The following is a 19,116-nucleotide window of genomic DNA, read 5'->3' as shown; positions in this document are numbered from 1 at the left end:
AGCACCCTTAGCGGACCGCAGCGGTGCGGATTGTCTCGGTCACGTGGCACTCCGGGAGTGCGTGCAGGTGGTGGCTGGGGTACATATCTCATGCCAACACATGGACAGCATTTCTTAGCCGGCGGCCGCCTGGAGATGACGCCTGATAGCCTCGACCACCAGCTGGTGGTCGTCGTCGGAGGACAGCCCGGATGCCGTCACGGCGGCGACGACACCGACGCCCTTGACCCGGATGGGGAACGAGCCCCCGGCCAACGTGTAGTCCTCCGCGGCGAGCCACCCTCCTTGCATTGGATCGAAATCTTTGACCGCGAACTCCTCGGCGAGCAGGGCCGTGCTGCGTTCAAAGCGGAGCGTCGTGGCCGCCTTGCGGCGGATCCATTCCTCCTGGTCGGCGGTGGCTCCCGGCAGGACACAGCGGAAGAGGACCAGGTTGTGCCGGCGTATATCGATGGCAACGGAATGGCCCCCGACGATCGCGCGGTTGGCGATGAGCGAGCCGAGGAGCCAGGCATCGTGGTGATCAAAGCCCGGGAAGACGAGTTCTTCCTCGTGCCGGCGCAGTTCGGCGATCCGCGGTGAGTCGGTGTCAGTCATGGGGAGTCTCGTCCGGTGTGGAGTCGGCGTCGTAGCTGAGACCGATCTGGCGTCGGATATCGTCCATTGCTGCCATGACGGCCACTGATTCGCGGGGCGGAAGGATGGTGCCGGAGGTTACGCCTTCCCTGACCAGTCGTTCCAGTTCGGCGGCCTGGTACTGCATTCCGCGGCTGTCGACAGGCTGCTCATAGCGTTCAACAACGCTGCCATCCAAGGCATGAACTGTGAAGGGCGTGGGGTTGTACCAAGTGGATTCGATATCGATCCACCCTTCGGTCCCTATGACCATAGCCCGGTTGGCGCTGGCGGCGTCCAGTTCGCAGTCCACAATGGCTTGCTGACCGCCAACATATTCAAAGATGGCTGCAGTCTGCCGGTCTACCCCGGTAGCGGTCATGGACGCACTGGCGCGAATGGTCTCCGGAGTGCCCAGGATGTCGAACGCAAAGGAGACCGGGTAGATGCCGAGGTCCAGCAGCGCTCCGCCGCCCAGTGCAGGATCGTTCAGCCGGTGGGCAGGGTCCTTGGGCAGGCTCTGGTTGTGGCTGGCGACCACCTTCCGGACCTCGCCGATGGTGCCTTCCTCGATGATTGCGCGGATGCGGATCATGTGCGGGAGGAATCGCGACCACATGGCTTCCAGCGCCACGAGCCCTTTGGATTCCGCGAGGTCGACAACGTCCTGGGCTTCGCGGGCGTTCATGGTGAACGACTTCTCCACCAGCACATGCTTGCCGGCATTCAAGGCCAACAAGGCATTGGCGTGGTGGAACGGGTGCGGCGTGGCGATGTAGACCACGTCAACCAGCGGGTCGGCCACCAAGTCCTCATAGCTGCCATGCGCGGTTGCCACACCGTACTCTTCAGCGAACGCCTGGCTCGAATCCAGGGTCCGGGAGCCGACGGCCTGGACGGTGAAGCCGTTCTTGATCAGGTCCTGGGTTTGCAGCCCCGCGATGAATCCGGTGCCGAGGATTCCCCAGCGGATGCGGCCGTCAGAGGTGCCGGTGGGTTGATTAGTCACGTGCTTGGTCCTTTGGTGAGTCGGTGGTGGCCAGCGGGTAAGCCACAAACGCAAAGCGCCTGGAATCCGGCGACCAACTATTAACGTTGAGGGTTCCTTGGCCGCCGAAGAGGGGCCAGGTGTGAAGCGGTGCGGTCCAGTCGCTGGTGGAGACAAGCACGACGGCGACCGGCAGGTCCGCGGGGTGGCCCTCAGTGCCGCGGGGGAAACGGATGTAGCTGGCCCAGCCGCCGTCGGGGGATAGATGCGGGAACCAGTCGACGGTTTCGCTCTCTAGGAGGTGCTCGAAATCGCTTCCGTCAACCTGGACTCGGGCAAGCTGGGCGTGGCCGTGGAGAGCGCTGAAGGACTCCGTGTTCAGGTAGAGCCACTTTCCGTCGGGCGAGTATTCCGGTCCGTCGCAATGGCCGGGGCCGACATCGACGCCGGCGGTAGCGCCGCCGTCGGACGGTATGGTCCTGAGGCGGCCCGGCTGCGTAAAGTCTCCGCCCTCGATGCCGACGTATGCCAGCTGGGATCCATCCGGGCTGACGCCGTGCAGGAAGTGGAAGGAGCCGTCGGCGTCGGTGATCCGCTCCGCCGGACCTCCACTCAAAGCTGCCCGGTAGATGTGGCCGTCGTTCGCCGAGAGGAAGATGCCGGTGCCGTCGGGTGCCAGGACGTGGTCGTTGTTGAGGTCGGGGATGCCGGTCAGCGGGACCTGGCTGATGGACCGGCCGGGCAACTCAAACCGCCACAGCTTCCCGTCCCCGTTGAGGATGAGGGCCGAGCCGTCAAGGGTCCAGTTGGGCGCTTCGAGGAGGAGCTCGTCGGTGCTGTAGACAAGTTCGGATTCGCCTGTGACGGACGCTATCCAGACCTCGCAGCGCTGGCCGGTCTGAAGGGTACGCAGCATGCTCAGAGTTCCTTGATCCGGATGTTCCGCCACCGGCACTGCGCGCCCTTGCCCCAGCGGGCCTCGCCGAACATGGAGTCGTTGTCGTGGACTTCCAAGGCGATGTGACCGCGCTCTCCGAGAACACCCAGGACATCTGCCGGGTTGTAGTTCGGCGAGTCCAGCGTAGCGGTGTCCAGTTCGGCGATCTTGAGACCGTTGACCCAGGTGGTGATGACCGGCAGGGCGCCGACGCAGCGGATGCGGAGTTCGTTCCAGCCGTTCCATCGCCAGACGTTAAGGAAGTCCTCGACGTCGGCGGCGTGCTTCAGGCGGCCACGCTTTTCTTCCGTGACGGGCTCCACCGACGTGGCCGGGTTGTCCGCAATCAAACCCGTGGGTCGCCCGTCAGCGTCCATGGCCACGTTGACGGCGAAGGGTACGGCGGAGAAGCTCGCCAGGCCGTTGCCGAAGAACCCGCCGATACCGCCGGAGGGACGGTGGTCCACCAAGACCTGGAAGCCTTCCCAAGTATCCGGCCGGCGCCGGATCATGACGCCGGTGTCTGCCGGCCAGTCGGGGCGCATTTCCAGCACGAGTTCGAAGTCGCCGAATGCCTGCTCGCTCACCAGGTAGCCGCCGTAACCGCTGCCGGGGGCGTCCTGCTCGCCGACCAGGACGCCGTCTTCCACGAACCAGCGGGCCGGGTGCTTCTCGGGTTCCACCGGCGGGGTCAAACCCAGGGCGGCAAAGCGTTCCGAGAGGGCCGGACCGCCCGGATACTCGGTGCCGTAGACGCGGGGTACCGATCGCCAGCCAGCCAAAGTGGTGCCGTCGAACAGCGGGACAAAACGGTCGCCGCCGTCGGACGTTTCAATGCCTGACATGAACGTGCCCTCACTGTTTGAAGGCGGCGTCGAAGGAGGTGTTCGAGGCCGGGAAGTCGAACTTCTTGAGGGCGGCGAGGGCTTCGGGGGCGCCGTGGAGCCGGTCCATTCCGGCGTCCTCCCACTCGATGGAGATGGGGCCGTCGTAGCCGATCGCGGTGAGGGCGCGGAAGGACGATTCCCAGGGCACGTCCCCGCGGCCGGCGGAGACGAAGTCCCAGCCGCGGCGCGGGTCGCCCCAGGGCAGGTGCGAGCCCATGACGGTGTTCCGGCCGGTGGGGCGCAGCTTGGTGTCCTTGCAGTCGACGTGGTAGATCCGGTCCTTGAAGTCCCAGATGAAGGAGACGGGGTCGATGCCCTGCCACATGAAGTGGGACGGGTCCCAGTTCAGGCCGAAGGCCTCGCGATGGCCGATCGCCTCGAGGGTGCGGACGGTGGTCCAGTAGTCGTAGGCGATCTCGGAGGGGTGGACCTCGTGGGCGAACCGGACCCCGCATTCGTCGAAGACGTCCAGGATGGGGTTCCAGCGGTCAGCGAAGTCCTGGTATCCGGCCTCGATGACCTTCTCCGGCACGGGCGGGAACATCGCGACGTACTGCCAGATGGAGGACCCGGTGAACCCGACCACGGTGTCCACGCCGAGGGCCTTGGCGAGCCGGGCGGTGTGCTTCATTTCCTCCGCGGCACGTTGGCGCACGCCTTCGGGCTCGCCGTCGCCCCACACGCGCGCCCCGACGATGGCCTCGTGCCGGAAGTCGATCGGGTCATCGCACACGGCCTGGCCCTTGAGGTGGTTGGAGATGGCCCAGACCTTGAGGTTGTACTTTTCCAGGACGGCGAGTTTGGATTCGACGTAGCCGGGTTCGTCCCAGCGCCAGGCGTCCAAGTGGTCGCCGGAGACGGCGATTTCCAGGCCGTCGTAGCCCCAGCCGGAGGCCAGGCGTGCGACTTCCTCGAAGGGGAGATCGGCCCACTGGCCGGTGAACAGGGTGTACGGGCGGGGCATGTCAGGCTCTTTCGGTAGCGGGCTGGGTGGTCGGTGCGGACGGGGCGAGCTGGATGAGCGAACTCTTGGCCGCGGCGCTTTCTTCCACGGCGGCGAGGATCCGCTGGACGTTCAGGCCGTCCTCGAACGACGGCGACGGCGTGGTTCCGGTGCCCACCGCCACGAGGAAGTCGCGGATTTCGTGCGTGAACGTGTGTTCCCAGCCGAGCACGTGGCCCTGCGGCCACCACGCGTCCACGTACGGGTGCTCGGGCTCGTTGACCAGGATGCGGCGGAAGCCCTGTTCCCTCACGGGCAGGGTGGCGTCGAGGAAGCCGAGCTCGTTGAGGTCCTCGAGATCGAACAGCAGGGCTCCCTTGTCGCCGTAGATCTCCAGCTTGAGCGAGTTCTTCTGGCCGGTGGCCACCCGGGAGACCTCCACGGAGGCGATGGCCCCGGAGGCGAGGGTCAGCGTGGCCCAGGCGGCGTCGTCGACTGTCACGTCCTCCAGCCCGGTGGCGCCGGGGCGCTGCGGGGTGAAGGTGTGCAGCCGGCCGGAGACCTCGGTGACCTGGCCGCCGAGGAGGAACAGCACCTGGTCGATCGCGTGGCTGGCGATGTCGCCGAGCGCCCCGGACCCTGCGGTGTCCTTGTTCAGCCGCCAGGTCATGGGCGAGTCCGGGTCCACGAGCCAGTCTTGCAGGTACGCGGCACGGACGTGCCGGATGGTGCCGAGCCGGCCCTCCGCGATCAGCTCCTTTGCGAGGGCTAGGGCGGGGACCCGGCGGTAGTTGAATCCGATCATGGACTGCACGCCCCGGGTCCGGGCGGCCCGGGCGGCCTCCGCCATGGCCTCGGCCTCGGCCAGGGTGTTGGCCAGCGGCTTTTCGACCAGGACGTGCTTGCCGGCGGCCAGGGCGGCGATGGCGATTTCCGCGTGCATCCAGCCCGGGGCGCAGATATCGACGATCTGGATGTCGTCCCTGGCGATCACCTCGCGCCAGTCGGTGGAGGACTCGGCCCAGCCGTATTTCGCGGCGGCCTCCGCCACCCCGGCGGGGTCGCGTCCGACCAGCACGCGACGTTCGAAGGCCGGGACGTCGAAGTAGCTGGCAACATTCCGCCAGGCATTCGAGTGGGCCTTGCCCATGAACGCGTACCCGATCATGGCCACTCCCAAGGGGGAAGATCCGGGGGTAGTTTCGTGGGAGTTCATTACTGGTTCCTAGAGTGTGGAAGCGGTGGGGTCCCAGTCCTCGGGGAGGGCTGCGGAGGCGGGGGCGGAGCTTTCCACGTCGACGAACGCGCCGGAATCGATCGACTCGGAGATCGAGACCATGGTGTCCAGGACGTGGTAGGCAAGGTTGCCGGTGGCGCGGTGCGGGACGCCGGCGCGGATGGAGCGTGCCATGTCCAGCACGCCCATGCCGCGGCCCTGGCTGGGGCCGGTCGCCGGGATAACAGTCCACTCCTCGTCGCCGGCGCGCCAGAGCCTGACGTCCCCGTCGAAGTAGTTCGGGTCCGGCAGCGAGATGGTGGCCTCGGTCCCGGTGATCTCCACAAAGCCCATCCGCAGCCGGGGTGACTCGAACGAAAAGACGCTGTGGGAGGACGCGCCGGACTCGAACTGGGCCATCGCGGAGACGTGGGTGGGGACCTCGACCGTGAATTCCTCGCCGGCCTTGGGCCCGGAGCCGATCATCCGGACTTCCTTGGCCTTGGACCCGGTGGCGGCCACGCGGCGCACGGACCCGAACGTCTGGACCAGAGCCGTGAGGTAGTACGGGCCCATGTCGAACAGGGGGCCGGCGCCGTACTGGAACAAGAAGGCCGGGTTGGGGTGCCAGGATTCCGGGCCGGGAGTCTGGAACGTGGTCATGGCGGTCAGCGGGGTGCCGATGTCGCCGCGTTCGATCAGCCGCCGCGCGGTCTGCAGCCCGGCCCCCAGGAACGTGTCCGGGGCGCAGCCCAGCCGCAGCCCCGCGGCGTCGGCGGCCTTCAGCAGGCCCAGGCCCGATTCGCGGTCCAGCGAGAACGGCTTTTCCGTCCAGACGTGTTTGCCGGCGTTGACGGCGGCCGTCGCCACCTCCACGTGCGCTGCCGGGATGGTCAGGTTCACGATGATCTCGACGTCGGGGTGGTTCAGGGCCGCATCCACGCCGCCCCACTCCGGGATGCCGTATTCCTTGGCGCGCGCCTCGGCAGCCTCTTCGAAGAGGTCGGCGATCACATGGACCTTGAGGTCGGGGAAGACGGTCAGGTTGTCCAGGTACTGCTTGCTGATGTTTCCGGCGCCGATGACGGCAACGCCCACCGGGCCGCGTCCGGGTGCTGCGGTGCTCATGCGTTCACGCCCTTGGCGCTGGCGGAACCGCTCTGCAGGTAGCCCAGGGACTGGGCGATGCCGTCGAAGATGTCGCCGGAGTAGTCGTCAAACTCCACGACGCCGACCTCAAGGGACTGCGCCGCCTCGATGACATCCCACACGGGAATTTTGCCCTGACCGGCGGGCTGCTGGGCCTTGGTGTCCGTGGAGACGGGGCCGTCCTTGATGTGGATGAACTTGACCCGGTCGCCGAGGCGCTCAAGGAGGGCAACCGGGTCCTGGCCGCCGACGGCGGCCCAGTAGGTGTCCACCTCTAGGACAAGTTCCGGGTCCAGGAGTCCTTCGAAGTACTCCAGGGCGGTCTGGCCATCGATACTGGACTCCAGCTCCCAGGCGTGGTTGTGGTAGCCGACGCGGATGCCGTACCCGGCACCCTTCTTGGCGGCGGCATTGAGTTTCGCGGCGGTGGCCTGGATGTCCTGGGCGGACTGCCAGTGCTCGGCCGGGAGGTAGGGATCGATGACCGTGTTGATGCCCAGTTCCTTGGCCGCGGCGAAGATCTCGTCCTGGTCCTGGCTCAGCAGCGGGGCGTGGCCGGACGGGGCGGTCAGGCCGTTCGCCTTCAGAGCCGCGCCGAGCTCGGCGGCCGTGGCGACGAAGTTGTAGGGCTCCACCTGGGTGAAGCCGAGCTCGGCAACCTTCTTGATGGTGCCGGGCAGGTCTTCCTGCAGGGCGTTGCGGAGGGTGTACAGCTGGATTGAGTAGGACATTGCGTTCCTTTGCGGGGAGTCGGTTGTTCTCAAGTAGGGGAGCGGCCCTGCGGCTAGCCGGCCGACGTCGGGGGTGGAGCCAGGTGTCTAGCGGCCGGCGAGGGATCCGCCGATGCCGCCGACGCTGAAGTACTTGTTGAGGGCGGCGAAGACGATGATGGGCGGGAGCATCATGATCACGGCCAAGGCCATGACGGATGTCCAGTCAGTTTGATTCTGCTGGAAGAAGGACTGCACGCCCATGGGCAGGGTGAAGATTTCTGTGGAGCGCAGGAACACGATGGCCACCAGGTAGTCGTTCCAGGCCAGCAGGAAGGCGAAGATCGCGGTGGAGAGGACGCCCGGGAGGGAGTTCCGCAGCACCACCTTGGTGAAGCTGCCGAAGACGGAGCAGCCGTCGATCCAGGATGCCTCTTCCAAGCTGATGGGGATGGAATCGAAGTAGGCGGCCATCATCCAGGTCGCCACGGTCATGGTGGAACCGACGTAGATGATGGTCAGGCCCATCAGGTTGTCCACGAGGCCCATGCCGGCGAAGAGGATGAACAGCGGCACCACGGAGGTGATGATGGGCAGCGACTGCATGACGAACAGGAGCAGGGAGTAGCCGGAGACTGCCTTGCTGCGGCCGCGGGAGAGGACATAGCCTGCCGGCGCGGCGACGGCCACCGAGACCACCACGGTGCTGAGCGTGGTGATGAGGCTGTTCTGCAGCCAGGTCGAGGCCAGCGTCTGCGAGAACACGGAGCCGAAGTTCTCCAGCGTGAAGCCGGTGGACGTGCTGGTGGGCCCGGGGGTGACGGCGAGCACCACGGTGACCATGATGGGCACGAGCACGACGGCGGTGATGGCCAGGATCAAGGCGAACCGCCACCAGCGGCCGCGGAGGCCGGCGTCGGACAGGGCACGGTTGGGCTTGCCGGTTCCGGTGACGCCGAGGACCGGGCCGGACTGGGGGTGGGCGTGGACTACTGCGCTCATTATTCGACGCTCGACTTTCGGATCTGGCGGTACAGGATGACCGACACCACCACGAGGGTGATGGTCATGAGGAAGGCGATCGCGACGCCCGGTCCGGTCTGGAAGTCCTGGAAAACGGTCCGGTAGGCCAGCACCACGAGGGACGTGGTGGCGTCCACGGGCCCGCCGCCGGTGAGCAGGTAGATGGTGGGGAAGTCGTTCACACAGAAGATCGTCATGAGGATCCAGCTGATGTAGGTGGACCGGGCGATCAGCGGCAGGGTGATCTGGCTGAACTGCTGCCAGCGGCTCGCGCCGTCCATGCTGGCGGCTTCATAGACCGTGGTGTCCACCGAGGCCAGGGCCGCCGAGGTCATCATCATCATGAACGGGAAGCTGATCCACACCTTGAACACCATGACGGTGATGGCCGCGAGGGTCGGGTCCGCCAGGAAGAGCGGTGTGCCCAGGCCGAGGTTCCGGAACATGCTCGGGATGAGGCTGTCCGGGGTGCCCAGCAGCCAGTTCCAGGCGGTGGAGGACACCACGATCGGGACCACCCAGGGCAGCAGCAGGAGGACCTTGAAGACTCCGCCGGCCGGAATCTTGGTGCGCAGCAGCAGGGCCAGGCCGAGCCCCATGAGCCAGGAACCGAAGACACCCACGATCGTGAACAGCAGCGTGAAGCGGGCCGCCTTCCAGAAGGCATCGGAGGCCAGGACGTTGGCGAAGTTCTCGAGGCCGACGAACTCGCCGGTGTCGATCAGCGAGCCGTTGTGGGTGGCCTGGACGCCGGCGTAGGCGAGCGGGTAGCCGTGGATCAGGACCAGCAGGACGACGGAGGGCAGCAGGAGCCAGAAGAATGTCTTGCGGGTCTGCGAGCTGAGTTTGCTCTTGCGGTTGGCAGGTTTGGCGGGCTTGCCCGACCCGCCGGGGGCAACGCCCCGGCGGGCCCGGCTCAGGCCGGTCTGGGCTGTGGTCAGTGCCATCGAAAGGTCCGCTTACTTCTTCAGGACGGATTGCAGTCCGGACTGGAAGGCCTGCAACGCGGACTTGGCGTCGGTCTTGCCCGTGAGGACGGTCTGCGTGAACTGGTTGAGGGCCTGCCCGCCGTCGAGCACGGCAAGGTTGGCGTTGAGCGAGTTGCCCTGGGCCGCAAAGGTCTTGGCGATCGGCTGCCATTCCTTGACGATCTTGACGTTGTTGGGGTCGCTGCTGAATTCGGGGAGTTCGGTGATGGACTTGAAGACCGGCAGCGCGTTCATGAGCTTCTGCTGCCACAGCTGCTTCAGCTGCCCCATGTAGGCAACCAGGAAGGCCTCGGACGACGCCTGTGACGGCGTGTTTGTGTACATCATGATGTTGTTCGGGAAGACCAGGCCGGCCTTGTCCCCGTGCGGTCCGGCGATGGGGCTGGCCACCACGATGTCCCCGGAGGTGTCGCCGACACGGGCCGGGACGCCGAGGACGTACGGGCCGAAGGCCGCCTTGCTGTCCTTCCACTGGGCATTGAGGTTGTCGGTGGTGTAGCTGACGGCGGCGGGGTCGATGATGCCGTTGGAGACCATTTCGAGGAGGAACTCGATAGCTTCGACGTTGCGGTCGTTCATGACATCGAGCTCACCGGACGGGGTGAACACCCCGCCGCCGTTGTTGACCATCATCATGATCATCGAGTGGTTGCCGATGTTGTTGCCGGCGCCGGAACCGGTCGCGAAGCCGAAGGCGCCGATGGTCTTGAGCTTCTTGCCCGCCTCAAGCAGGGAGGCCCAGTCCGTGGGGACGTCCACGCCGGCCTTCTCGAAGAGCGACTTCCGGTACCAGAACACGCGCATGTCCAGCTGCCACGGGACAGCCACGTAGCCCTTGTCCGACTTGAACGGCTCCAGGACTCCGGGGAGGAAATCATCGAACTGGCCATTCTTCTTCAGTTCCTCCACGACCTTGTCCGCGTAGGCGATCTGGCCCTGCTGCTCAAACTGGAAGGCCTGGAAGCCGCCGCCGGTGGAGACCGCCGGTCCGGTCTTGGAGGCGATGGCCGAGGAGAACGTCTGGTAGAAGTTGTTCCACTGGATGGTCTGGTAGCTGGCCTTGAGGTTGCCCGAGGCCGGCGCGTATCCCTCTGCGATCTTCTTGGCGGCATCGTTGTAGGCCGGGGTGGCCCACGGCATGTCCCAGAACTTGATGACGCCGCTGCCGCCTGACTGGGAGGCGGAGCCGCCGCCGCACGCGGCGAGGAGAGGTGCGCTCGCCGCGGCTGCGGCGAAGCCCAGGAATCCCCGGCGGGAGAATGCGGTGGAGGTTACAGAGGACTTGATCGTCACGATGATTTCCTTTCGTGACCGGCCTGCTGTGGCGCGGGCCGGTCTTCTCGACAGTGAGTTGATGCGGAAGGTATTGCGGGCTGTGCAGTTAGAGCAGCTAGTGCAGTTATTGCGGTGAGTCGTGGAGCTGCCCGACGAGTGCGGTCAGGGCGGCGAACCGTTCCAGATCGGCCTCCGGGGCACCGGAGTCGATCGCGGCGCGGAGCCGCCTCCAGCTGTGCCGGTGGGCCGATTCGTAGATCGAGGGGAAGGTGGCGGCCCCGGCGGAGGTGACCGAGCGGACCTCCGCGGTCCAGCCTGCGGAGGAGTCGGGGAGCGTGATGTCCGCCCGTCCGGAGGAGGTCAGGACGGACACGGTGGCCGTCGCGGGCAGCGAGGACGTGGTGATTCCCTGCAGGGCCGCCGGCGCCCCGCCGGGGAGGCTGCCGATCACCGTGTAGCCGTTGGCGTTGCGCTGGATGACCCGCAGGCCTTCCAGCTCGACGCCGCAGGCCAGAACAGCGCCAAGGTGCCGCGTGAGCAGGGTCTCCGGGTCGGTTCCGGGGGCGCCCCACGCCACGGAGTCCAGCAGCACGGCGTCGGCCAGGGCGTCGGAGATGGCGTTTCGGACCGCGGCCTGGGATTCCGCCAGGACCGGGTTTCCGGCCCACGCCTGGTCGAGGACCACCGCGGAGCCCGCCTCCGCTGCTGCCGCGGCCAGCGCCGCAGGGTCTTCCGCCACGGGATCAACGACGACGACGCCGCGGACACCGCTGCGGACCGCGGCGGTGGCGCTGGCCGTCCAGCCGGCGGTGCCGGCGAGTGCGACGACGTCGGGCCCGCCGCCGGCCGGGGCGAACGAAACCGGCAGGGACGCGACGACGGCGCCGACGGCTCCGGTCTGCTCGGCGTCCGGGCCGGCTTGGACGAGAAGCGGGGTTGTCATGCGCTGGCCTCCTCATAGGCGGCGGCGCCGGCATCGACGCAGGCAGCGGCGGCGTCGGCGATCGCGAGGGCGAATTCCAGATCGTTGATCAGCGTCTCCGGACGGGGGGCCGTTCCGGTGCCTCGAGCGATTTCGGCGAGTTTGCGCCATTCGCCCTCGTAGCCGTTGTGGCCGAAGGGTCCCAGGACGGTGGTGCTGGCAGCGGTGCGGATCCGGGCGGTCGCCGACCCCGCGTGAACGTAGGACGGGGTGAAATCGATGGACAGCGAGGCGTCGTTGCCGATGGCCTCGAAGGTCCAGGACGGTTCCCAGGTGCCGTTCATCGCGGCGCGGAGTTCGATTGCCACGTCGCCCGCCCGCAGGGAGATGACGTAGCCGAACGGCATGACGGTCTTGGCATGCAGGACCTCGACGGCCCGGAAGTCCGGGGCGAACCTGCGGACCAGGGGGAGGTCGTGGATGGCCAGGCCCATGACGCCGCCGGTCAGCATGGCTTTCACCGCGGCGGTATCAGGGGCGGTGTCCTTGTCGGGCGCGGGCGCCGGGGGAGTGCGGCCCACGATCTCGGTGGCAAAGTCCTCGAAACGGGGGTTGGGCGGCAGGACGATCGAGGACCTGACGGTGTGGACCTGTTCCGGCAGGGTGCCCCACGCGGCTTCGGCGGCCAGCCAGCCGGGGTCGAAGGTGTGCATGGCGCCGACGACGATCGGCACACCGGTTTCGGCTGACACGGCGGCGATGGCCGCGGCTTCCTCGCCGTTCATGGCGAAGGGCTTTTCGCACAGGACGGCTTTCTTGCCGGCGCGGCAGGCGGCGATCACCTGGACGGCGTGGAACTGGTGCGGGCTGCAGATCGCGACGATCTCGACCGCGGGGTCGGCCAGCAGTTCTTCCATGCTGGTGCTGAAGCGTGCCCCCACCCGTGCGGCCACGGATTCGGCCACCGCCGGATCGACGTCCATGATGTGGCGGACCTCCAGGATGCCGCGCAGCCTGGCGAGGGAGGGAAGGTGGATCGCCTGGGTGACGGGACCCGCCCCCAGAATCCCCACTCCCAGCGGCGCCGGCGCCGCATGTTCTTGGCTCGACAAGTTCGTTCATACCCCTTCGTAGTCCCGGAACCGTCCAGCGGCAGCCAAGCTGCCGGGTCGGTGATCTGGCTCACACCCAAAGCTAGACATACTTTTGACGAGCGTCAAGCAAAAGTTGAAAACTACGTTTCAATCTTTGTGAAGCGTGACATGCAGAAGGGCTTCGTGCTATCACTTACACATGAGTACGCCCACCGGCACCGAACCCGCAGCCACCGAGGCCGGCGGCAGCCTGTCCCGCGCCGGCGACCTCTTCCAGCTCCTGCGCGACGGCAGGGCCCGGACCCGCGCGGAACTGGCCCTGACCACCGGGCTTGCCCGCTCCACTGTGGCCTCCCGCATCGACGCGCTGATGGTTTCGGGGCTCGTCGGCCCGGCAGGGGAGGCGAGCTCCAGCGGCGGCAGGCCGCCGTCGCGCTTTGCCTTCAACCCGGCCGCCCGGGTAGTCCTGGCTGTAGATGTCGGGGCCACGCACGTGATCATCGCCGTGACGGATCTCAACGGAAAAGTGCTCGCCGAGTGCCGTCTGGCGCAGGACGTCGCCGACGGCCCGGTGGTTGTCCTGGACCGCGTGATCGAGGAAGGGCTGAAGCTGCTCGGCGAGGCGGGGCGGAGTACCTCGGACCTGGCCGGTGCCGGGATCGGGCTCCCCGGGCCCGTGGAACACGCCACCGGCATGCCGGTGAAGCCTCCGATCATGCCCGGCTGGGACGGGTTCGACGTCGTCCGTCACGTCCAGCGGTCCCTCCCGGTCCCGGTCCTGGTGGACAACGACGTGAACATCATGGCCCTGGGCGAGCGCACGGCGCACTGGCCCCAGGACGAAAACTTCCTCTTCATCAAGGTGGCCACTGGCATCGGCGCGGGCATCATCAGCAACGGTGAACTCCAGCGCGGGGCCAACGGCACCGCCGGCGACCTCGGGCACGTGCGGGTTCCGCGCGGCGACGACGTGCTGTGCCGCTGCGGGAACTACGGCTGCCTCGAAGCCTTGGCGTCAGGTCCCGCCGTCGCCAAGGCGCTCACTCAGCAGGGACTGCCGGCGCACGACGGCGTCGACGTCCTGCGCCTCGTCGCTGAGGGGAACCTCCAGGCAATCCAGGCGCTGCGGCAGGCCGGCAGGGACCTCGGGGATGTCCTCTCCACGGTGGTCAACCTGCTAAACCCCTCGGTGATCGTGATCGGCGGAAGCCTCGGCCAGGCCGGGGAGCACCTCATGGCAGGGGTCCGCGAGGTGGTCTACCGGCGCTCGCTGCCGCTGGCCACGACGCACCTGAGGATCGGCCTGTCCAAAGCCGGCGACCAGGCCGCCATCCTCGGCGCCAGCCAGATGGTCACGCAGCACGTGCTTTCGCCCGCCGTCATTGAGGCGACTCTGCAGGCCACGGGCTAGAAACGGCGTCCCCGGAAGCCGTCGCCCCGGATGCGTGGTCGCCGGTGGCCGTGTCCCGGGTGGCGTCATATTCCGCGAGTGCGGGAGTGGCCCGTGATAGCAATGGGACTGATGAAACCATATTTGTGCCCGCTCGCCGGGCGACGGCCCACCTTATGAGAGACCTCGCCAAGGCACCGCGCGGCTGGCTCCTCATGCTCGCGATCGGGCTCATCGCGCTGAACATGCGCGGCCCCCTGGTGGCCGTGGCCCCGGTGGTCGCGCAGATGCAGCACGATCTCGGGTTCACTCCGGTGGAACTGGGATTCCTCACCGGGATCCCGGTCCTGTGCTTTGCCCTGGCCGCGCCGCTGGCATCGCTGGCCGGGCGCAAGCTGGGTCCCGAGTTCGCCATCACGCTGACCCTGCTGGGCGTGCTCCTGGGCGTCGTGGTCCGCTCGGCGGGAGGCGGCGCCGTCGTGATGCTGGGCACCGTGATCCTGGGCGTTTCCATCACGATCGGCAACATCGTGGTGCCGCTGATCATCCGGCGGGACTTCACTCCGGCCCGGCAGGGCGCGGCGATGGGCACCTACACTGCGGCGCTCAATATCGGCTCGTTCCTTACGTCGATGGTGTCCGCGCCGCTGGCCGAGCTGCTGGGCTGGCGTCCCGCGATTGCCGCGAGCGGACTGTTCGCGCTGGCGGCCCTCGCGGTCTGGGTGATCGCCGTCGGCCAGCGGGCGGCCTTCGTTCCTGCTGCCGTTCCCGCGTCCGACCCCGGGCGGCCGGCTGGCAAACTCACATCGCGGTGGATCACGGCAGCCCTGACCGTCGGGTTCGCCGGGCAGGCGTTCTCCTACTACGGTGTGACCGCCTGGCTGCCCAGCCTGTTGGTGGACGAACTTGGCATGACGCCGTCGGCCGCCGGTGCGGCGTCCTCGCTTTTCCAGATCTTTGCCATTGTGGGCGGCCTCGGCGTCCCGCTGGCGGCCCGGTTCGCCAGCACGACGGCGGTGGGCCTCACCCTTGGCCTGCTGTGGCTCACGGTTCCTGTGGGCCTGCTGCTCGCGCCCGAACTGTGGTGGCTGTGGTGTTCCCTCGGCGGTGTCGCCCAGGGCGGCGGCATCACGCTGATCTTCCTCGCCATCATCCGGCTGGCCCGGGACCAGGCGTCGGCGGCCCGGATGTCCGCCGTCGTCCAGGGGACCGGGTATTCCTTCGGCGCCGTGGCGCCGACCCTTCTGGGCTACGTCCACGGTGTCTCCGGCGCCTGGACCGGTCCGCTGCTGCTGATCCTGTGCTCCGTGACCGCGTTCATCCTGGGCACCGCGTTGTCCCTGCGCCGCGTGCCGAAGCCGCACTAGGTTCCTCCCGCCCCGGCTCATTTCGGGGCCGCGCTTGTGGACGCCTGTGCGCCGAGAAATGCCCGCCCCGGCCGCCTTCCCGCCCACAAAGTTTGCGCCGGGAACACAGTGAGGGCCCATGTTTTATCGAAAACATGGGCCCTCACTGTCAGTTCGACGCCGTTGTCGGGCTGTGTTCCGTTGCTGGGCTGCCACCCGGATTTCGGGCTGCCTGTTGCGAAGGGCGGGCAGTCCAGCTGACGGAATTCTGGGGTTACGCCGGGATGAGGGCGGCCTTCTCGCTGAGCTCCGCGCCGTCGCGCGCTTCATACAGGAAGCGGTCGTAGGCCGGCAGCGTCAGGAAGGCCGGGAACTCGTTGCTGAGCGTGACCTCCTCGAAGATGTCCCGCGCGTCGGCGAACCGGTCCCCTTCGAAGCGTTCCAGCTTGGCGAATTCCTCATCCAGCATGTCCTCCACCCACTCGCGGGTCACGACGTCGCCGTGGTCGGTGATGGCGCGGGAGAAGATCCACTGCCAGAGCTGTGAGCGGGAGATCTCCGCGGTGGCGGCGTCCTCCATCAGGTTGTGGATGGCCACGGCGCCGTTGCCGCGCAGCCAGGACTCGATGTAGCGGATGCCGACTTCGATGTTGTTCCGGATGCCCTGTTCGGTGATGGTTCCGGTGGTCGAGGACATGTCCAGGAGGGCGCGGTCGTCCGGGGTGACGTCTTCCCGGAGGCGTTCCAGCTGGTTCGGGCGGTCGCCGAGCACGCCGTCGAACACCTCGCGGCAGACCGGAACCAGGTCCGGGTGCGCCACCCAGGAGCCGTCGAAGCCGTCGCCGGCCTCACGAGTCTTGTCGGCGCGGACCTTTTCGAAGGCGATCGCGTTGGCTGCGGCGTCCTTGCGGTTGGGGACGGCAGCGGCCATGCCGCCGATCGCCATGGCGCCGCGCTTGTGGCAGGCCCGGACGAGCTGTTCGGTGTAGGCGCGCATGAACGGCTGGGTCATGGTGACCTGGCCGCGGTCCGGGAGCACGAAGCGCGGTCCGCGGGTGCGGAAGTTCTTGATCAGGGAGAAGATGTAGTCCCAGCGGCCGGCGTTCAGGCCCGCGGCGTGGTCGCGCAGTTCGTAGAGGATTTCCTCCATCTCGAACGCGGCGGTGATGGTCTCGATCAGCACGGTGGCGCGGATGGTGCCCTGCGGGATGCCCAGCAGGTCCTGGGCCAGGATGAAGATGTCGTTCCACAGCCGGGCCTCGAGGTGGTTCTCGATCTTGGGCAGGTAGAAGTACGGTCCCTTGCCCTGGGCGATCAGGCGGCGGGCGTTGTGGAAGAAGTACAGGCCGAAGTCCACGATTCCACCGGCGATCGGGGTGCCGTCGATGAGCATGTGCTTTTCCGGCAGGTGCCAGCCGCGGGGGCGGACCACGATCGTGGGCAGTTCCCCGGCCGGGCGCAGCTTGTATTCCTTGCCCTCGGGGGAGGTGAAGTCGATCCGGCGCTCCAGCGCATCCGTGAGGTTCAGCTGGCCCTGGATCACGTTGCGCCAGGATGGGGTGGAGGAGTCCTCCATGTCCGCGAGCCACACCTTGGCGCCGGAGTTCAACGCGTTGATGGTCATCTTCTTGTCCACCGGCCCGGTGATTTCCACGCGGCGGTCCTCCAGACCCGGGGCCGGGGGAGCGACGCGCCAGTTAGGGTCGTTGCGCACGGACTCGGTCTCGCGCAGGAACCGCGGGTCCTGGCCCTTGGAGATCTGCTGACGGCGTTCACGCCGTGCCTCCAATAGCTCCTGCCGGCGCCCGGCCGTGGCCTTGTGCAGCTTGGCCACAAACGCCAGCGCATCCGGTGTGAGGACCTCGCTCTGCCGGCAAATCGGCTGCGCAGTCAGCGTGATCCCGTTGATAGTGAAGTTGTCAGTGAAGCTGTTCATTTCAATCTCTCCTCGGAGAAGCAAATGTTCGACGGCGGGGTGCGGTTTGGGGCCGAAAAAGGCAATCCTCCGCGTGCTATTCCCCATCCCCGCCGTGGGCCTCGCAGAGCTCGGCCGGGCGGGGACAGGGCCCCTTATACGCACGCTTCCGGATCACCTTTCCCGGCCCCCGAGGGCTTGGGCACCCTGGGTGCCGGCCGCCGTCGTGCCTTCAGATGAGCGGAGTCAACAGCTCACCTTGGGCGGGGATTAGTGGAACTGGCCCTCTTCTGTGGATCCCACGAGAGCCAAAGTGGATGCGTTCGGGTTGAGCGCGGTGGCGATGTCGTCGAAGTAGCCGGTGCCGACTTCGCGCTGGTGCTTGGTCGCGGTGTAGCCGCGGGACTCGGAGGCGAATTCCTTCTCCTGCAGCTCGACGTAGGCGCTCATGCCTTCCCGGGCGTAGCCGTGGGCGAGGTCGAACATCGAGTAGTTCAGGGCGTGGAAGCCGGCCAGGGTGATGAACTGGAAGGTGAAGCCCATGGCGCCGAGTTCACGCTGGAACTTCGCGATCGTGGCGTCGTCGAGGTGCTTGCGCCAGTTGAACGACGGCGAGCAGTTGTAGGAGAGCATCTGGTCCGGGAACTCGGCCTTGACGGACTCGGCGAACTTGCGGGCCAGCTCCAGGTCCGGGGTGCCCGTTTCCATCCAGATGAGGTCGGAGTACGGGGCGTAGGCCTTGGCGCGGGCGATGCAGGGTTCGATCCCGTTGCGGACCTTGTAGAAGCCCTCCGGGGTGCGGACCGGCTGTCCGCCTTCGCGGAGGATGAATTCCTGGTCGCGCTCGTCGACGTCGGAGGTGATCAGGGTGGCTGCCTCCGCGTCGGTGCGGGCGATGATGACCGACGGGGTGCCGGCGACGTCGGCGGCGAGGCGGGCGGCGTTCAGCGTGCGGACGTGCTGCTGGGTGGGGATCAGGACCTTGCCGCCGAGGTGGCCGCACTTCTTTTCCGAGGCGAGCTGGTCTTCCCAGTGCACGCCCGCGGCGCCGGCCTGGATCATGGACTTCATGAGCTCGTAGGCGTTCAGCGGGCCGCCGAAGCCGGCCTCGGCGTCGGCCACGATCGGGACCAGCCAGTCCTCGACGGTCTGGATGCCCTCGGAGAACTCGATCTGGTCTGCGCGGAGCAGGGCGTTGTTGATGCGGCGGACCACGGTGGGGACCGAGTTGGCGGGGTAGAGCGACTGGTCCGGGTAGGTGTGGCCGGAGTTGTTGGCGTCGGCGGCGACCTGCCAGCCGGAGAGGTAGATGGCGCGGAGGCCGGCCTTGACCTGCTGCACGGCCTGGTTGCCGGTCAGGGCGCCCAGGGCGTTGGTGTACTTGCCGGTGCTGTGCTCCTCGGTGAGCTGCTTCCACAGTTTCTCGGAACCGCGGCGGGCCAGCGTGTGTTCTTCGGAGACGCGGCCGCGGAGGCGGACGACGTCGGAAGCCTTGAAGTCACGGGTCACACCTTCCCAGCGCGGGTTGGCGGCCCACTCGAGCTCCAGTGCGGCGGCCTGCTCTGTTGTGTCCTGGCTGGACGGCTGCTGGGTGGGCTCAAATGCTGCAGTCATCTTTGTCTCCTTGATGGGGTCCGGGACCGGCCAGCCTGCGATTCTGCAGATCCTGGCCGGTTGTTTCCGGATAGTGAATCTTTCAGTGAGATCTACTTTTCTT

17 protein-coding genes are annotated in these 19,116 nt (G+C 67.2%); 2 read left to right on the top strand and 15 right to left on the bottom strand.

The window, feature by feature from the left end; translation table 11 throughout:
• Positions 1–114: 114 nt before the first annotated feature.
• The 13 genes from C9424_RS12400 to C9424_RS12340 all read right to left on the bottom strand — a co-directional run bounded on the left by C9424_RS12400 (position 115) and on the right by C9424_RS12340 (position 12,766).
• Positions 115–597: a heme-degrading domain-containing protein gene (locus C9424_RS12400; RefSeq protein WP_116767135.1), complete on the bottom strand. Its 483-nt coding sequence runs from the start codon at positions 595–597 to the stop codon at positions 115–117.
• On the bottom strand, positions 590–1,624 hold the full coding sequence (locus tag C9424_RS12395) for a Gfo/Idh/MocA family protein (RefSeq protein ID WP_116767134.1): 1,035 nt from the start codon (positions 1,622–1,624) through the stop codon (positions 590–592). The genes C9424_RS12400 and C9424_RS12395 overlap by 8 nt, the downstream gene beginning before the upstream one ends.
• Positions 1,617–2,519 (bottom strand): TolB family protein, encoded by a 903-nt coding sequence (locus tag C9424_RS12390; protein WP_116767133.1) that lies wholly within the window; start codon positions 2,517–2,519, stop codon positions 1,617–1,619. The genes C9424_RS12395 and C9424_RS12390 overlap by 8 nt, the downstream gene beginning before the upstream one ends.
• 2 nt (positions 2,520–2,521) lie before the next feature.
• Complete coding sequence (locus C9424_RS12385; protein WP_116767132.1) at positions 2,522–3,385, bottom strand: 3-keto-disaccharide hydrolase; 864 nt, start codon at positions 3,383–3,385, stop codon at positions 2,522–2,524.
• A 10-nt stretch (positions 3,386–3,395) separates the two neighbouring features.
• Positions 3,396–4,391 (bottom strand): sugar phosphate isomerase/epimerase family protein, encoded by a 996-nt coding sequence (locus C9424_RS12380; RefSeq protein WP_116767131.1) that lies wholly within the window; start codon positions 4,389–4,391, stop codon positions 3,396–3,398.
• A 1-nt stretch (position 4,392) separates the two neighbouring features.
• Positions 4,393–5,586 (bottom strand): Gfo/Idh/MocA family protein, encoded by a 1,194-nt coding sequence (locus tag C9424_RS12375; RefSeq protein WP_116767130.1) that lies wholly within the window; start codon positions 5,584–5,586, stop codon positions 4,393–4,395.
• Positions 5,587–5,595: 9 nt separating this feature from the next.
• The gene (locus C9424_RS12370) at positions 5,596–6,714 is read right to left on the bottom strand and encodes a Gfo/Idh/MocA family protein (RefSeq protein ID WP_116767129.1); all 1,119 of its coding nucleotides are present in this window, start codon (positions 6,712–6,714) and stop codon (positions 5,596–5,598) included.
• Positions 6,711–7,466 carry a sugar phosphate isomerase/epimerase family protein gene (locus tag C9424_RS12365; RefSeq protein WP_116767128.1) on the bottom strand — a complete coding sequence of 252 codons (756 nt, stop codon included), beginning with the start codon at positions 7,464–7,466 and terminating at the stop codon, positions 6,711–6,713. Before C9424_RS12365 ends, C9424_RS12370 begins: the two co-directional genes overlap by 4 nt.
• Before the next feature lie 87 nt (positions 7,467–7,553).
• Positions 7,554–8,447 (bottom strand): carbohydrate ABC transporter permease, encoded by an 894-nt coding sequence (locus C9424_RS12360; protein ID WP_116767127.1) that lies wholly within the window; start codon positions 8,445–8,447, stop codon positions 7,554–7,556.
• On the bottom strand, positions 8,447–9,415 hold the full coding sequence (locus C9424_RS12355; RefSeq protein WP_116767126.1) for a carbohydrate ABC transporter permease: 969 nt from the start codon (positions 9,413–9,415) through the stop codon (positions 8,447–8,449). The genes C9424_RS12360 and C9424_RS12355 overlap by 1 nt, the downstream gene beginning before the upstream one ends.
• A 12-nt stretch (positions 9,416–9,427) precedes the next feature.
• Positions 9,428–10,750 carry an ABC transporter substrate-binding protein gene (locus tag C9424_RS12350; protein WP_202615849.1) on the bottom strand — a complete coding sequence of 441 codons (1,323 nt, stop codon included), beginning with the start codon at positions 10,748–10,750 and terminating at the stop codon, positions 9,428–9,430.
• A gap of 106 nt (positions 10,751–10,856) precedes the next feature.
• Complete coding sequence (locus tag C9424_RS12345; protein WP_116767125.1) at positions 10,857–11,675, bottom strand: hypothetical protein; 819 nt, start codon at positions 11,673–11,675, stop codon at positions 10,857–10,859.
• Entirely contained in the window at positions 11,672–12,766 is a 1,095-nt protein-coding gene (locus C9424_RS12340) for a Gfo/Idh/MocA family protein (RefSeq protein WP_202615848.1), read from the bottom strand. Before C9424_RS12340 ends, C9424_RS12345 begins: the two co-directional genes overlap by 4 nt.
• Positions 12,767–12,947: 181 nt before the next feature.
• On the opposite strand from C9424_RS12340, the gene C9424_RS12335 reads away from it, so the two are divergent.
• Positions 12,948–14,159 (top strand): ROK family transcriptional regulator, encoded by a 1,212-nt coding sequence (locus tag C9424_RS12335; RefSeq protein WP_116767123.1) that lies wholly within the window; start codon positions 12,948–12,950, stop codon positions 14,157–14,159.
• Positions 14,160–14,314: 155 nt separating this feature from the next.
• Positions 14,315–15,505, top strand: a complete 1,191-nt coding sequence (locus C9424_RS12330) for an MFS transporter (protein ID WP_116767122.1) — start codon at positions 14,315–14,317, stop codon at positions 15,503–15,505.
• Positions 15,506–15,758: 253 nt separating this feature from the next.
• Here C9424_RS12330 and aceB read toward each other — a convergent pair whose 3' ends face one another.
• Entirely contained in the window at positions 15,759–17,420 is a 1,662-nt protein-coding gene (gene aceB, locus C9424_RS12325; protein ID WP_116767121.1) for a malate synthase A, read from the bottom strand.
• A gap of 249 nt (positions 17,421–17,669) precedes the next feature.
• Positions 17,670–19,013 carry an isocitrate lyase gene (gene aceA / locus C9424_RS12320; protein WP_116767120.1) on the bottom strand — a complete coding sequence of 448 codons (1,344 nt, stop codon included), beginning with the start codon at positions 19,011–19,013 and terminating at the stop codon, positions 17,670–17,672.
• Positions 19,014–19,116 lie beyond the last annotated feature (103 nt).

Source organism: Arthrobacter sp. H-02-3 (assembly GCF_003097355.1).
GTDB lineage: Bacteria > Actinomycetota > Actinomycetes > Actinomycetales > Micrococcaceae > Arthrobacter > Arthrobacter humicola.
This window is presented reverse-complemented; position numbering and strand designations above follow the sequence as displayed.

Excerpts from the sequence above, each read along its gene's own strand:
- C9424_RS12360 (WP_116767127.1), bottom strand. The coding sequence starts at position 8,447 with ATGAGCGCAGTAGTCCACGCCCACCCCCAGTCCGGCCCGGTCCTCGGC.
- C9424_RS12385 (WP_116767132.1), bottom strand. The coding sequence starts at position 3,385 with ATGTCAGGCATTGAAACGTCCGACGGCGGCGACCGTTTTGTCCCGCTG.
- C9424_RS12330 (WP_116767122.1), top strand. The coding sequence starts at position 14,315 with ATGAGAGACCTCGCCAAGGCACCGCGCGGCTGGCTCCTCATGCTCGCG.
- C9424_RS12345 (WP_116767125.1), bottom strand. The coding sequence starts at position 11,675 with ATGACAACCCCGCTTCTCGTCCAAGCCGGCCCGGACGCCGAGCAGACC.
- C9424_RS12400 (WP_116767135.1), bottom strand. The coding sequence starts at position 597 with ATGACTGACACCGACTCACCGCGGATCGCCGAACTGCGCCGGCACGAG.
- aceB (WP_116767121.1), bottom strand. The coding sequence starts at position 17,420 with ATGAACAGCTTCACTGACAACTTCACTATCAACGGGATCACGCTGACT.
- C9424_RS12365 (WP_116767128.1), bottom strand. The coding sequence starts at position 7,466 with ATGTCCTACTCAATCCAGCTGTACACCCTCCGCAACGCCCTGCAGGAA.
- C9424_RS12370 (WP_116767129.1), bottom strand. The coding sequence starts at position 6,714 with ATGAGCACCGCAGCACCCGGACGCGGCCCGGTGGGCGTTGCCGTCATC.
- C9424_RS12375 (WP_116767130.1), bottom strand. The coding sequence starts at position 5,586 with ATGAACTCCCACGAAACTACCCCCGGATCTTCCCCCTTGGGAGTGGCC.
- C9424_RS12390 (WP_116767133.1), bottom strand. The coding sequence starts at position 2,519 with ATGCTGCGTACCCTTCAGACCGGCCAGCGCTGCGAGGTCTGGATAGCG.
- C9424_RS12335 (WP_116767123.1), top strand. The coding sequence starts at position 12,948 with ATGAGTACGCCCACCGGCACCGAACCCGCAGCCACCGAGGCCGGCGGC.
- aceA (WP_116767120.1), bottom strand. The coding sequence starts at position 19,013 with ATGACTGCAGCATTTGAGCCCACCCAGCAGCCGTCCAGCCAGGACACA.
- C9424_RS12380 (WP_116767131.1), bottom strand. The coding sequence starts at position 4,391 with ATGCCCCGCCCGTACACCCTGTTCACCGGCCAGTGGGCCGATCTCCCC.
- C9424_RS12355 (WP_116767126.1), bottom strand. The coding sequence starts at position 9,415 with ATGGCACTGACCACAGCCCAGACCGGCCTGAGCCGGGCCCGCCGGGGC.